The sequence below is a fragment of the Flavobacterium notoginsengisoli genome (assembly GCF_042686225.1).
GTDB classification, from domain to species: Bacteria; Bacteroidota; Bacteroidia; order Flavobacteriales; family Flavobacteriaceae; genus Flavobacterium; species Flavobacterium notoginsengisoli.
This window is the reverse complement of record NZ_JBHUOT010000006.1, coordinates 332,221-345,737: the sequence shown is the minus strand read 5'-3', so window position 1 is coordinate 345,737 and position 13,517 is coordinate 332,221. Positions and strand designations below refer to the sequence as shown.

Genomic DNA, 13,517 nt, shown 5'->3' with positions numbered 1-13,517 from the left:
CAGATTATGAAAAGGAAAATTAAAAGCCATGTAAAAGTAATAATGCTATTTTGTGTTGCATTATTGATGTTTAATTGTGAAAAGGAAGAAAATGCATCAAATCAAGTAGAAAGTAAAATTCAGACTGTAACGATTGATGAAGCAAAAAATTTCCTGACCCATTCTAAAACTAATTCTTTTGGAAAAACAGCCAACAACGGATTAGAGAATCTGGAACTTGATAAAATTTCTCAGGAAAAAATTAACGGAAGCGATCAGCTGTTAACCGTAATTCCTTTAGTAACAAATAATAGTTTTCAAAGTGATAGGATATTACTTTTAAAAGTAAACAACGAAATTAAGAGTGTAGTGTTTACTATGTATCCCGATGAGGATTCTGATAAAGGAAGTTTTTCTGGAGAGTTGTATTCGCATACCTTAGAGGGTAATTTTATTAGCGGGTTTAGAGCAAAAGATGGAGTTATTGTAAGTTGTTTTGTTGAAGATAATAATACAAAATCTACTGCTGTGACTGGAAAAGCTATTCGATTAAGAGAGGTTGTAGTTCAAAACAATTTGGTATATGCCTTAGATGTGTTTGGACCTACTAGCTTATTTGGGAATGATATGTATGGAGGATATAACAATTATAGTGGAGTTGAGTACTATTCTTGGGATGCAGCAGGTGGAGGAGGTGCTGGAAGTACCAACACTAGTCCAACAATTACAGCAATTTCGATCCAAAAACAAATCTATACTGATAAGCTGCCACCTTGCCTAAAAAAAGTATTGGATGATTTAATCAAGATATATGCAGGTCCAGGAAATATGATTGTTAAATTTGTAGGAAACGACCCGTCTTTTGATTATAATTGGAATATGGAAACTGGGATTAATAATTATGGGGTTTCAGGAAGAACTTTGCCTGAAACATATGGCGCTACAAAAGGTATAAAAACTATTTATGATATTAATCAATTTCCAAATGCTACAGAGCTGTCTTGGGCTAAAACAATATTGCATGAGTCTATACATGCTTATTTGATAACTTATTTTTATCGTGACGAGCCAAGTTTTGAAACTGACTACCCTGTATTATTTCAAAAGTATATGGACAGGAAAGAATGGAATGGTAATCATCACGAAGAAATTGCAACAAATCTTGTTAAATCAGTTGGAGACGCTTTAGAGGCTTATGGAATAAGTAAAGGTTATAAATTAAATAAACAGTTTTATCAAGATATGGCTTGGGGAGGACTTGAGCAGACTGATGTGTTTGCAAAGCTGTCTTTAGCAGATAGGAGAAGGATATCAGACACACTAAGTATTGAGCTTAGAGGGGAAGATGACTATGGAAATAAAAAAACACAAAAAGGTAAAAAAGCAGGCTGTTAATTACGTAATCATACCTAAGATTAGATATTGAACAAATTAAAATTTAGAAATTTTATTTTAAATTAATTGATTCTCCGTTTAGTGTGATAATAGTAGAAAAAGTTGATATTTTTTTCAAGATGTTAAGAGTCAATGTTTTAAATTTGAGTGTCTTGAATGTTTTGCTTTGTGAGATTTAAGTTAAAATCATGATTATGACAAAAGAACATAATCAAATAAATTAAGAACAAATATAATCATTGTGAAAAAATATAAATTTATAATTGTAATTAGCTGCTTGTTTATTTTAGCTGGATGTTCTTGTATAAAAAGAAAGATGATGCCAACAAATAATAAAGGAGGATATATTGTAAAATTAGGTAAACATGAAATAAAAACTGAAAATGAAAGTGTGACTGTTCGAGGGCATGTTTATGATGTGAAAACAAATAAACCATTAAATAATGCAACTCTCATAACGGGTTGTTTTAAATTTCAAACGACATCTGAAGGTGAATATTCATTTAGAACAAGAAACTTGAAGGGTGATGCTTTTTTTATGATTGCAGTTGTTTATCCTCATCGAGCTGTTGAAACAGACTATGTCGATATTTATAATAGAAAGGAGGTGATAATTGATTTCTATTTAGCAATGGATGAAAGACCAATTATTGAGTGTGAAGGAGTTGAGACATTAAAACGAATGCAAAACGAACTCAATAACTTAAAATAGTTTATTTTTAGATGAAAGGATATCATTTTTTTTCAATACTAATTATTTGTTTGTACCTTATCGGTGGATGTTCTTCTGAAAAAAGAAGGATTATACCAACATATAACTATGGTGGATATACAATCAAATTAGGCAAAAGTGAAGTTAAAAGCAAAAATGAAAGTGTGACTATCCGTGGACATGTTTATGATGTGAAAACTGGCAAGCCATTAAGTAATGCAACGGTTAGCTCGGGTTGTTTTAAATTTCAGACGACATCTGACGGCGAGTATTCTTATAGAACTAGAAATATTAAAGACAGTTATTTTTATATGGAGGTAATAGTTTACCCTTACAAGCCCATTGATACTTATTACATTGATATCTATAATAGGAAAGAAATAGTGGTTGATTTCTATTTAGAGATGGATCTTAGACCTATGGTTGATTGTGAAACTGGTTGGTCGCATGATCAAATGCAAAAAGAACTCAATAACCTAAAATAGCTAGAAGTTTTGAACTAAATATGATTTATAGAAAACCTGCTCATTTATTTGAGTAGGTTTTTTATGTATAAAATTTAAGTAATATTTTTCTTTCTTTGTTTTAAAGAGATACATTTGATTATTTATTCAAGCCAACCTATGATAAACGAAGTTTTAAAAAATATAGCTTATTTATATTATCCTAAAAATATATGTCCTTGGACTCAAAAAGAGCAATATCTAGAAACTGTGGAATATAAAAGATTAGAAACAGTAATAAATCTTTTTGATTCGGATGATAATCTGAAAATAAGAAATAGTATTAAAGAAGAATTTGATGAAGATTCAGTTTTAAAGGACTTTCAGGATTTTTCGAGACTGAATTGGCAAGACAGGTGTTATACATTTTTTTTGAATGTTGTTGAGAATGGGGAATTATGTTCAATTACTTTGTATTTAAGTATATTGGTTCCATATTATGTAATTGATACTATAATTCATAAGGAACAAATGATGATTTCAAAAGCTAGAATTGAAGAATTGGAAAAGGAAAATTTAGATCCAAGAAGAATGAAAGATTTGGTTTTAGAAGTAGAAGACATTCTTGAAAAGAAGTTGTTGTATTCGAAATTTCCTAAATCACTATTGAATAATAAATTTGAAGATATAAGTTTTCAAGATTCTTACTTAGGTGAATTTAAAATGTTTAATGCTTTTTTTAATAATCAAGTTATTTATCAAGATGAAAATGATAATTAAGAATTGTTTAGTTTTTCCGATACTATTTTCTGTCTTAGGGTTTTCTTGTAATAAAGAAAATAAAAAAGCAGCAGTATCTGAAAGCAATCAAAAAACAGAAAAAGTTTCAGAAAAGAAACCCCAAGTCGGAATCAACTACACCAATTATTATAAAGAAGCTCAACAATACTGCAAAACAAACAATCTCAATCAAAACAAATTTATTTTGATTGATTTAGGACTGCATTCCGGATTAAAAAGATTTTTTGTTTACGATTTTAAAAAGAAAGAAGTTTCGAAATCCTATTTGGTAAGTCACGGCTGTGGCGATAATCAATGGGGGAGAACTTCTTCTAAAGAGAAACCGCAAATAAGCAACGAATTTGATTCACATTGTTCTTCGGTTGGGAAATATGTGGTTTTGGATCGAGGTGTAAGTCAGTGGGGAATTAAAGTGAATTATATTTTACAGGGAAAAGACAAAACTAATTCAAATGCCCGAAGTCGTGCCATTGTTTTACATTCCTGGGAAGCGGTTTCGGATAGTGAAGTTTACCCAGAAGGAACGCCAGAAGGCTGGGGATGTCCGGCAGTTTCCAACGAAAGCATGAAAGAAATCGACGAACTTTTGAAAACAAATAAAAAAGTTTTAATGTGGGTTATTAAATCCTAATTTTTGGTTGTTATGAAAAACTAAATTTGCTTGATAGCCCTGATCGAAACGGCATCCTTTTGCTCTGGGGTTCAGAGCAAAAGATAGAGTGGAGAGCAGGACTAAAGGTTCTTTTAAAAACGATAAGAATCTGCTCCTAAAAATTATTGTACTCTAAATTTCTCTCTATATTCAATAGGTTTCATACCAACCATTTTATAAAATACTTTTCTAAAAGCTTTTGGATCGTTGTAACCGGTTTTTTCGATAATTTCTGAAATCGACAGTTGCGTTTGTTCCAGATATTTTTTAGAGCTTTCTACTCGTATGTTTTGGAGATATTCTATTGGCGGAATTCCCGTAACTTGTTTAAAACGACGTGTCATGTTTCGGGCGCTTGTTGGAATGTCTTTGGTAATTTCTTCCAGTTTTTCGATAGTGTGGTACTGACTTTCTATTTTTTGCTGTAACATGGCAACCAAAGTGTCATTGTGTAAATGATTGGGTCTAAAAGTGCTGAAATAACTCTGTTTGTAACGATTTAAATCGATAGAAAAGATCTTCGCAATTTTGACAGCCATTTCGTTGCCGCAGAATTTCTGAACCAAAAGAATCAATAAATGAAAAGTTGAGGTTGATCCGCCGCTTGTGTACAGACTACCGTCGGCGGTTAATGTTTCTTCGGGTTTTAATTTAACCATTGGGAAAGCTTTGGTAAAAGCACTGCAGGCGTCGACGTGCGTAGTTGCCAGTTTTTCATTTAATAAACCGGAAGCAGCAAACAAAAATGCTCCTGTACAAAAACTAGCCAATTCGGCTCCTGCCTTGTGCTGTTTTTGCAACCATGGAATAAAATTTTTATTCTTCTTTATCATTTCACTCATATTGTCCGTCGTAAAGGCCGGAATCAAAATAAGGTCTAAAATAGTGTCTGAACTTTCAATAGAATGGCTTTCGTATCCAAATAAACTTCCCTGATCAGGTTGTTCTTTGGATTGAAAAATCATGATTTCGAATGGCTTTTCTGTTGTAGGACTCAGTTTATTTGCTGTTTCAAACACTTCGAGAATGGCAGCAATACTTAACAATTTGTAGTCATGTGGTACTATTAATCCTAGTTTCTTGCTCATGATTTTTGTGGTATTTAGGAATTAGCTTCCTGGCAAAAATAAGCATTTTGTCTTAAATGCCCCTAAAAATGACTTTTATTGACATTTTAAACTAATCTTAAAAAATTAAATTTGTTTTAATTAATTCGTAATTTTATAAAGATGAAAACAAAAATCTTCTTAAATCTTGCCGTAAAAGATTTAAACAAGGCAGTGGCTTTTTATAATGAACTTGGTTTTCCGACCAATCCAAAATTCACCAACGAAAAGGGCGCTTGCATAGTTATTGACGAAAATATATTTGTAATGCTTTTGGTAGAAGAGTTTTATAAAACTTTTACCAAGAAGCAAATTTGTGACGCTTCGAAAGCAAGCGAAGTTTTGATTTCGATTTCTCTAGACTCACGTGAAAAAGTGGATGAAACAATACAAAAAGCAATAAAAGCAGGAGGAACAGATTATATTGAAGCAAAAGACTATGGATGGATGTATCAGAGAACTTTTCTGGATGTAGACGGACATCATTGGGAAGTTTTTTATATGGATGAAAGTCAGATTCCAAATGAGATGTAAAAAATAAATAAAAGTAAACTATTAAAATACAATATGATAACAATTAAAAATACGGTTAATGCGCCTCTGGATAAAGTGTGGAATTTCTGGAACACACCTGAACATATTACAAAATGGAGCTTTGCTTCGCCAGATTGGCATACTCCTTATGCAGAAGCTGATTTGAGAGAAGGAGGAAAATTCAAATCAACTATGTCTGCAAAAGATGGAAGTATGAGTTTTGATTTTGGTGGTGAATTTACTTTGGTAAAACCAAACGAAGCACTTTCGTATGTGATGGGAGACGGAAGAAAGGTCGAAATTACTTTTGCCGAAACAGCAGACGGAGTTGAAATCGTAGAAAGTTTTGATCCGGAAACACAAAATCCGGAAGAAATGCAACGCGCTGGCTGGCAGGCTATTTTGGATAATTTTAAGAATTATGCAGAAAACAATTGATTTTTTACAGGTTCAAAGTGATAAAGTCTCAAAGGTGCAGAGTAACTTAAAATAACTTATTTATATTCTATGGTTTAAAAAAAGAATAACTATCTAACTAACTCAAAAAAAAAAACAAAAAAGATGACAAAACAAATTTGGTTAAACCTGCCTGTTAAGGATGTAGCAAAAGCGAAAGATTTTTTCTGGAAAATTGGATTTTCGTTTAATGAACAACACGATACGCCAAGTTCAACTTGTATGGTTGTGGGCGAAAATAATTTCGTGGTAATGCTTTTTGAAGAAATGTTGTTTTCCAGTTTTTCTCAAAATGGAATTATTGACACGAACTCCGGTTCTGAAGTTTTGATTTCGATTGATGCAGAAAGCAGGGAAGAAGTAGATGAGCTTGCTAAAAAAGCAGAAGAAGCAGGCGGAACTGTTTTTGCTCCTCCAGCCGAAAGTCAAGGCTGGATGTACGGCTGTGGTTTTGCCGATTTAGACGGTCATCGCTGGAATGTTTTATTTATGGACTTTAATAAATTGCCAAATTGAGATGGAGAAATTAATTTTTAATATTGATATAAAAGCTTCTAAGGAAAAGATTTGGAGGATTTTATGGGATGACGAGACTTACAGAAAGTGGACAAGTGCTTTTGCAGAAGGAAGTCACGCGGAATCGAATTGGAACGAAGGGGATAAAATATATTTTTTAGGACCAGGCGGAGCAGATGGAATGAATAGTCTTATTGAAAGAAAAATTCCAAATGAATATATGGCTTTTAAACATCTTGGCGAAATTAAAAATCATAAGGAAGTTCCGCCAAATGAAGAAACAGAGAAATGGAGCGGTGCAATGGAAACTTATAGATTGGATCAAAAAGGCGATGTTGTAGATCTTCATGTAGAGGTTGATGTAATCGAAAAACATATTGATTATTTCAAAGATGCTTTTCCAAAAAGCTTAAAAATTGTCAAGGAATTATCTGAATAGCAGAACATCTAGTATAGAAGAAAGAGAATAGGCCTTGAACTATGTTTAAGGGAAAATTAATAATTAACAATTAATAAAAAAAACATCATGGCAGCAATTAATCCATATTTAATGTTTAACGGAACTTGCGAAGCAGCATTCCTGTTTTATAAATCAGTTTTTGGCGGGGATTTTCCCTATATAGGAAAATATAAAGATGCTCCGACAGAAGAAGGAGATGCACCACTTTCAGAAGAAGCTTTAAACCGTATCATGCACGTTTCGCTTCCAATTGGAAATACTATTTTAATGGGAAGTGATAGTCATCCGAAATACGGAGATGTAGGTTTTGGAGATAATTTTTCCATTTCTATAAATACAGAAAGTAGAGAAGAGGCAGATAAAATCTTTAACGGACTTTCGGCTGGTGGAAAAGTAGAAATGGCTATGGATGACACTTTCTGGGGATCTTATTTCGGAATGTTTAAAGACAAATTCGGCGTAAACTGGATGGTAAGTTTTGATAAAAATCCGCCAGTGGGAGAATTCTAAAGTTACGTTATTTTAATAGTAGAACATAATTGTTAAATTACTTGAAAAAGCACATTAAAATGTGCTTTTTCGTTTCAAAAAAACAAAGATTATTCTTTTTTATCAACAAGAGATTGTCGATTTTTGTCGCTTCAAAATCAATAAAGATAAAATGGCGACAGAAGATAAAGAGATAATTTTATTAAAAGTTTCAGGACACGATAAAATTGGAGTTACAGCAGGTTTAACAGCTGTATTGGCGGCGTATGATGCGAATATTTTAGATATTGGCCAGGCTGATATTCACGATACACTTTCTTTAGGAATTTTATTTGAAATTGCTGCAGGATCTTCGTCTGCACCAGTTTTAAAAGATCTTTTATTTAAAGCCTACGAACTGGAAATTAAAGTAAAATTTATTCCAATTTCTATAGACGACTACGAAAAGTGGGTAAAATCACAATCGAAACAACGTTATATTATCAATATTTTGGGTGAAAAACTAGCTGCTTCACAATTGGCGGCCGTAACCAAAATCATGTCAGATCAAAACCTGAATATCGATTCGATTATACGATTAACAGGAAGAACTTCTATTGTCGAAAAAGAGCAGTATCCACGTTCTTGTATCCAATTGTCTGTAACAGGCGAAATTGTAAACAAGATTATTATGACAGCAAGTTTTATGGAAATTTCCAGAACACTTAATGTCGATATTTCATTTCAGGAAGATAATATTTACAGAAGAAACCGTCGTTTAGTTTGCTTCGATATGGATTCTACATTAATCCAAACTGAAGTAATCGACGAATTGGCAGAATTGAACGGAGTAGGCGATCAGGTAAGAGCAATTACAGAATCGGCTATGAATGGAGAAATTGATTTCAACGAAAGTTTCAAAAAGCGTATGGCTCTTTTAGAAGGTTTGAGTGAAGAAGTTTTACAAAAAGTGGCTGTAAATCTGCCAATCACACAAGGAGCACATCGTTTAATGAAAGCCTTAAAATATTACGGTTATAAAACAGCCATTCTTTCGGGAGGATTTACTTATTTCGGAGAATATCTGCAAAAAGAGTTAGGAATAGATTACGTTCACGCGAATCAATTAGAAATAAAAGACGGAAAACTAACGGGTAAATATATCGGAGATATCGTTGATGGACAAAAGAAAGCGGAGCACCTTAGAGCAATTGCCGAAAAAGAAGGGATTCATATCAATCAGACAATCGCAGTTGGTGACGGTGCAAACGATTTGCCTATGCTAAATTTAGCCGGTTTAGGAATTGCTTTTCATGCCAAACCAAAAGTAAAAGAAAGCGCCTCAACCTCAATCTCAAGTTTAGGATTGGATGGTGTTTTATATCTTTTAGGATACCACGATAGATATATTGATATGATGTAGAAAATAAAATTTAACGTCATTTTTGTCATTTCGACGTAAGGAGAAATCTTCGCAAGTAACTCGACAATCAAAATAAAACAAAACCTCAGTCTTTCTAATAAGAGCTGAGGTTTTTTTATGTGGGCATGCCCCGCCAGAAAAAGGCGGGTCGGGCTATCCGTTCCAATCTTTTTGTCTCGTTAAAAAAACGAGACAAAAAGGATTTCCACTGCTATCCCTCATGCGAGTTTAGTGGAATTAGCATTTTTTAAGTCAATCAATCTTATCTAGAGAACTAATAAGTAGGAATGTTTTGTGTCTTATTTTGATATAATTAAAACATTTTTAGGGTATTAGGAATTAATTACTCATTTTATCTTTAGGAGGTTATTACTGTATTAGTAAATCATAGTAGATTTTCAAAAGGAGTTAACAGGAATTAAAATTGAAGAAATTTATAGAACAATTGCTTTATAAACTGTTTTTGTGAAATATCCTCCTTATTTGGGATCGTAAGATATAGTATCTAAAGCCAATTTGTGAATTATTATTTGTAACAAAAAATCATAATTAATTATAAGCTATGGAACCAATAAAAGAAATAATCAGATCGTTAAATTTTGGAACAGATAATCCAAATATGTTCAATGTAGAGCAAGTAATGAATTCGTTTAAGCAAGGCAGAGTTAAACTACCATTATTGAAAAAAATTGGAGGAGGTGGAAATTGTGCTTCTGTTGCAATAATCAAAGCAGCAATCGGCACTTTTGGATTCGAAAATGTTTTCAAATCTATCGTGATTGATGACATTAATCAACGTTTTTTAGTTGACTTGAGAGATAGAAAAAAAACAGTTTATTCTCTTTCTTTCAAAAATTATAAACGTGCTGCCGAAATGTGTGATTTTGAGCAATTTGGGACGGATGGAAGTTCGAAAAATATTTTGGAGTTTGCAAAGTTCTGTTTTGCTGTAATGGCAGAAATTAAGCGCAATGAGTATAGGATTAATCGCAGCTATAGAAGAGCTGTAGACGATTTAAACAAAGGAGAATCGACTTATTATATTCATGAATATCTTGGGCTCAATGCAAATGATATTAAAGATATTTCAATTGAAAATTTATCAACCATTAAAAATTTAATTTTATGGAATCCGCCTCATGCTGTATATAGTAGTGAAGGGTTTTATGATGAAGCATGGAGTGAAGTAAATGGAAAAAAGATTGATCCTATACAGCCATTATCAATGTTGGCTAAAATACATGGTGATGGAACTTTGAAGTATAACCCAATAGGTGCACAAACTTTATCTTGAAGAATTTTCTAGATATTTTGAAAAGTTAAATCTTAACATTTTAAAAAAGTTTTACTTAATACAAGAAAGACTCTCGATATTATTTTTAGCTTCCTAATGAAAGTTTGTAATATTGAATATTACAAAAAAATAAGACAAGTAACTTTCATAGAACAGCTTCCTGCTTTGGCTAAAGTAATAAAGTATTAAGTTGCTAATGTGGCTTTAGCCAAAATTAATAAACAGGTTAGAAATCATCCTATCCAATCAATCTTAGCGAGAAAACTAATAAGTAGGAATGTTTTGTGTCTTATTTTGATGCAATTAAAACATTTTTAGGGTATTAGGGATTAATTACTCATTTTATCTTTAGAAGATTATTGTTGTAATAATAGATAATTGTTGATTCTCAAAAAAAGTTAATAAAGTTCAAGGCACTCAATTTTAAAATTGAGTGTTTGCATCTTTTAATAAACATTATGTTTTAGAGGTCAATTTCACGCTCAATTTTATAATTGCAGAAATACCGACAGGAATGAACATTTCAGAAAAAAATGATTGAGTTTCTTTTTAAGGCACAGATGAAATAAAAAACACATAACTAGATTAATAATAGAAAGTTGATATCTGATAACATGAAACACCAAAACAATTATTCTATTTCAATTTTGACAGACAAGTCAAGACTTAATGAAATTTACAAATTGCGTGTAGAAGCTTGGGAAGCATCTTTGAGTTCAAATATTATAAACCATCAAAAATATCCTGAAGGATTTACAGATGAATTTGACAACGATAGTATACATCTAATCGCAACATATGCTGATAGTAACAAAATTATGAGTGCCTGCAGAGTAACATTTTTTGATAGCTTGAATAATTATCCTTATGTTGGAATTGATAAAAAAGGACAATTCCCAATCTCAAATTTTTCCTTAATAGGCAGAGGAGTTCGGAATATCAACTTTCGCTTTAAAAGACTGCAATATGATTTTGTATCATTAGCATTGGACATTTGTAAAAAAAACAATATACAATATGCGACAGGACATGCATACAATGAAAATACTTATATGCAAAACCTAATGTTGGAATTAGGCTTTAATTTCTATTGCGAAATGGAGAAAGAAAACTATAAAAATCTTGAGATAGGATTTCCAGGTAAATTGTTTATTGCGGACTTAACTAAATAGAGTAGGGCTGTTGTCATTTAAACATTGCAGAAAAAATGATTGAATTTCTTTTTAAAGCTTAAAAAAAGAATGGCAAATAATTTTTCATTGAATAGCCTCCTGCCTTAGCTTGAGGAATAAAATAATAAAGATAAAAATAGGCTTTAGCCAAAATGAACACACAGGGTAAAAATTCGACTAAAGCCCATAAATATTTGATACTCTTTTAATCACTAACTAAAGCTAGTGGCAATTCAAGAATATTATTTTTTAAGAAGTTGTTACTGCTAATTTCTAGACTCCAATTCCTTTTTAATTTCCTTCAAAGTATTCATATTCAAAATAAAAATAGGAAGCAATGCAATCGGAATTACATTGGAGGCGCTGAAACCTTTATTGGCAATAAGAAAGATGTTAAGACCAAATAAAAGAAGTAAAATAACACCAAATAAATAGGTGACAGTCTTTAATGATTTCTGTGTTTTAACTAGTTCTTCGCTAGTCATTTCGTTGAACTTCTTTTTCATTTTGGTTGGTTTTGTTCGGATTTGGATAAAATTTATATTTTGGTTGGTTGCATTTCTTTCAACTGTTCCAAATAATCTCTTTGGTTAGAAAGTCTAGGAATTTTATGCTGTCCGCCTAATTTATCTCTTTCTTTTAGCCAGTCATAAAAAAGATTTTCTCTGGCTACGTTAATTACCAGCGGATTCAAAGTCATATTATTGTAGCGTTTCGCTTCGTAATCGGAGTTTAAAGTCTGTAATGTTTCGTCCAGAACTTTTTGGAAAAGACCAACATCAGCCGGTTTTTTCTTGAATTCGATCATCCATTCGTGAGCGCCTTTTTCTTTGTCCTGCATAAAAATTGGAGCAACCGTATAATCAATAACTTCCGTTTGAGTTACCTGACACGCTTTTGCAATGGCCTGATCAGTATTTTCGACCATTAATTCTTCGCCAAAAACATTAATATGATGTTTGGTTCTTCCCGTAACTCTAATTCGATAAGGATTCAACGAAGTAAAACGAACGGTATCGCCAATTAAATAACGCCACAAACCAGAATTTGTCGTAATGACAATCGCGTAGTTTTTATTCAGTTCAACATCGGCTAAACGAATTACTTTTTGATTTGGAGTTCCAAAAGTATCCATTGGAATAAATTCGTAGAAAATTCCGTAATCCAGCATCAATAATAAATCACTGGAATTATTCAAATCCTGAATAGCGAAAAAGCCTTCAGAAGCATTATAAATTTCATAGTATTTGAAATCTTTACTTGGTAAAATTTTCTTGTATTGCTCTTTGTAAGGAGAAAAACTCACGCCTCCATGAAAATAAACTTCAAGATTTGGCCAAATTTCCAATAGACTTTGTTTGCCTGTGTTTTCTAAAACTTTATTCATTAAAACCAGCATCCAGGACGGAACTCCTGCAAAACTGGTTACATTTTCATTTTTAGTTTCATTAATAATCGCCGTCATTTTAGTTTCCCATTCGCTCATTAACGAAGTTTTACTGCTTGGCGTACTGCTGAATTCCGCCCAGATTGGCATGTTTTCAATTAAAATTGCCGATAAATCTCCAAAGAAAGTATTGTTATTTTCATAAATCTGAGAACTTCCGCCTAAGCGAAGACTTTTTCCTAAAAACAACTCAGAATCTTCGTTATTGTTCAAATAAAGACATAATAAATCTTTACTTCCTTTATAATGACAATCTTCCAAAGCTTCATTACTAACAGGAATAAATTTACTCTTAGCGTTTGTTGTACCGCTGGATTTGGCAAACCATTTAATAGGAGTTTCCCAAAAAACGTTTTGCTCGCCTAAACGGGTACGCTCGATAAGAGGTTGTAATTCTTCGTAAGTAGCAATAGGTACTCTTTCGGCAAAGGTCTGATAAGAGCTAATTGTCGAAAATTCATATTTTTTTCCAATAATCGTATTTTCGGATGCCGTCAATAAATTGTGCAATAATTCTTCCTGAACTTCATTTGGGTATTTTAAAAAAAGCTCTATTTGATGAATCCTTTGTTTAAGAACCCAGGAGGCAAACGAATTGATTATGGATAAAGGCATGAATTTGATTTTTAGATTACTGATTTCAGGTTTTAAATCTCACA

At 32.3% G+C, this 13,517-nt stretch carries 16 protein-coding genes; 13 read left to right on the top strand and 3 right to left on the bottom strand.

Annotated features, from left to right (window positions below; genetic code table 11):
* Positions 1-6 precede the first annotated feature (6 nt).
* From ACFS3A_RS15840 to ACFS3A_RS15820, 5 genes are all read left to right on the top strand, one after another.
* Positions 7-1,374: a hypothetical protein gene (locus ACFS3A_RS15840; RefSeq protein WP_379826532.1), complete on the top strand. Its 1,368-nt coding sequence runs from the start codon at positions 7-9 to the stop codon at positions 1,372-1,374.
* A 241-nt stretch (positions 1,375-1,615) separates the two neighbouring features.
* Entirely contained in the window at positions 1,616-2,086 is a 471-nt protein-coding gene (locus tag ACFS3A_RS15835) for a hypothetical protein (RefSeq protein ID WP_379826531.1), read from the top strand.
* Between the two features lie 11 nt (positions 2,087-2,097).
* The gene (locus ACFS3A_RS15830; protein ID WP_379826530.1) at positions 2,098-2,571 is read left to right on the top strand and encodes a hypothetical protein; all 474 of its coding nucleotides are present in this window, start codon (positions 2,098-2,100) and stop codon (positions 2,569-2,571) included.
* 138 nt (positions 2,572-2,709) lie between these two features.
* Entirely contained in the window at positions 2,710-3,309 is a 600-nt protein-coding gene (locus ACFS3A_RS15825) for a hypothetical protein (RefSeq protein ID WP_379826529.1), read from the top strand.
* A complete protein-coding gene (locus tag ACFS3A_RS15820) occupies positions 3,299-3,961 on the top strand; it encodes a murein L,D-transpeptidase catalytic domain-containing protein (RefSeq protein WP_379826528.1) in 663 nt (220 codons plus the stop codon). The genes ACFS3A_RS15825 and ACFS3A_RS15820 overlap by 11 nt, the downstream gene beginning before the upstream one ends.
* Before the next feature lie 143 nt (positions 3,962-4,104).
* On the opposite strand, the gene ACFS3A_RS15815 is transcribed toward ACFS3A_RS15820, so the two are convergent.
* On the bottom strand, positions 4,105-5,070 hold the full coding sequence (locus ACFS3A_RS15815; RefSeq protein WP_379826527.1) for a GlxA family transcriptional regulator: 966 nt from the start codon (positions 5,068-5,070) through the stop codon (positions 4,105-4,107).
* A 141-nt stretch (positions 5,071-5,211) separates the two neighbouring features.
* Between ACFS3A_RS15815 and ACFS3A_RS15810 the strand changes: the two genes are divergently transcribed.
* The 8 genes from ACFS3A_RS15810 (at position 5,212) to ACFS3A_RS15775 (ending at position 11,411) form a co-directional block, all read left to right on the top strand.
* Positions 5,212-5,622, top strand: coding sequence for a VOC family protein (locus ACFS3A_RS15810; protein ID WP_379826526.1), 411 nt, complete (start codon positions 5,212-5,214; stop codon positions 5,620-5,622).
* 33 nt (positions 5,623-5,655) lie between these two features.
* A complete protein-coding gene (locus tag ACFS3A_RS15805; protein WP_379826525.1) occupies positions 5,656-6,060 on the top strand; it encodes an SRPBCC family protein in 405 nt (134 codons plus the stop codon).
* Positions 6,061-6,183: 123 nt separating this feature from the next.
* Entirely contained in the window at positions 6,184-6,594 is a 411-nt protein-coding gene (locus ACFS3A_RS15800; RefSeq protein ID WP_379826524.1) for a VOC family protein, read from the top strand.
* 1 nt (position 6,595) lies between these two features.
* Positions 6,596-7,033 (top strand): SRPBCC domain-containing protein, encoded by a 438-nt coding sequence (locus ACFS3A_RS15795; protein WP_379826523.1) that lies wholly within the window; start codon positions 6,596-6,598, stop codon positions 7,031-7,033.
* A gap of 87 nt (positions 7,034-7,120) precedes the next feature.
* Positions 7,121-7,564, top strand: a complete 444-nt coding sequence (locus tag ACFS3A_RS15790) for a VOC family protein (protein WP_379826522.1) — start codon at positions 7,121-7,123, stop codon at positions 7,562-7,564.
* 151 nt (positions 7,565-7,715) lie between these two features.
* Positions 7,716-8,945: a phosphoserine phosphatase SerB gene (gene serB, locus ACFS3A_RS15785; protein WP_289665019.1), complete on the top strand. Its 1,230-nt coding sequence runs from the start codon at positions 7,716-7,718 to the stop codon at positions 8,943-8,945.
* A 562-nt stretch (positions 8,946-9,507) separates the two neighbouring features.
* Positions 9,508-10,239, top strand: a complete 732-nt coding sequence (locus ACFS3A_RS15780) for a hypothetical protein (protein WP_379826521.1) — start codon at positions 9,508-9,510, stop codon at positions 10,237-10,239.
* A gap of 614 nt (positions 10,240-10,853) precedes the next feature.
* The gene (locus ACFS3A_RS15775) at positions 10,854-11,411 is read left to right on the top strand and encodes a hypothetical protein (RefSeq protein ID WP_379826520.1); all 558 of its coding nucleotides are present in this window, start codon (positions 10,854-10,856) and stop codon (positions 11,409-11,411) included.
* A gap of 266 nt (positions 11,412-11,677) precedes the next feature.
* Here the strand turns inward: ACFS3A_RS15775 and ACFS3A_RS15770 are convergent, their stop codons facing one another.
* Together ACFS3A_RS15770 and ACFS3A_RS15765 are read right to left on the bottom strand one after the other, a co-directional pair.
* On the bottom strand, positions 11,678-11,917 hold the full coding sequence (locus ACFS3A_RS15770) for a redox-active disulfide protein 2 (RefSeq protein ID WP_179001517.1): 240 nt from the start codon (positions 11,915-11,917) through the stop codon (positions 11,678-11,680).
* A gap of 32 nt (positions 11,918-11,949) precedes the next feature.
* Positions 11,950-13,473, bottom strand: coding sequence for a GH3 auxin-responsive promoter family protein (locus ACFS3A_RS15765; RefSeq protein ID WP_379826519.1), 1,524 nt, complete (start codon positions 13,471-13,473; stop codon positions 11,950-11,952).
* Positions 13,474-13,517: the final 44 nt, after the last annotated feature.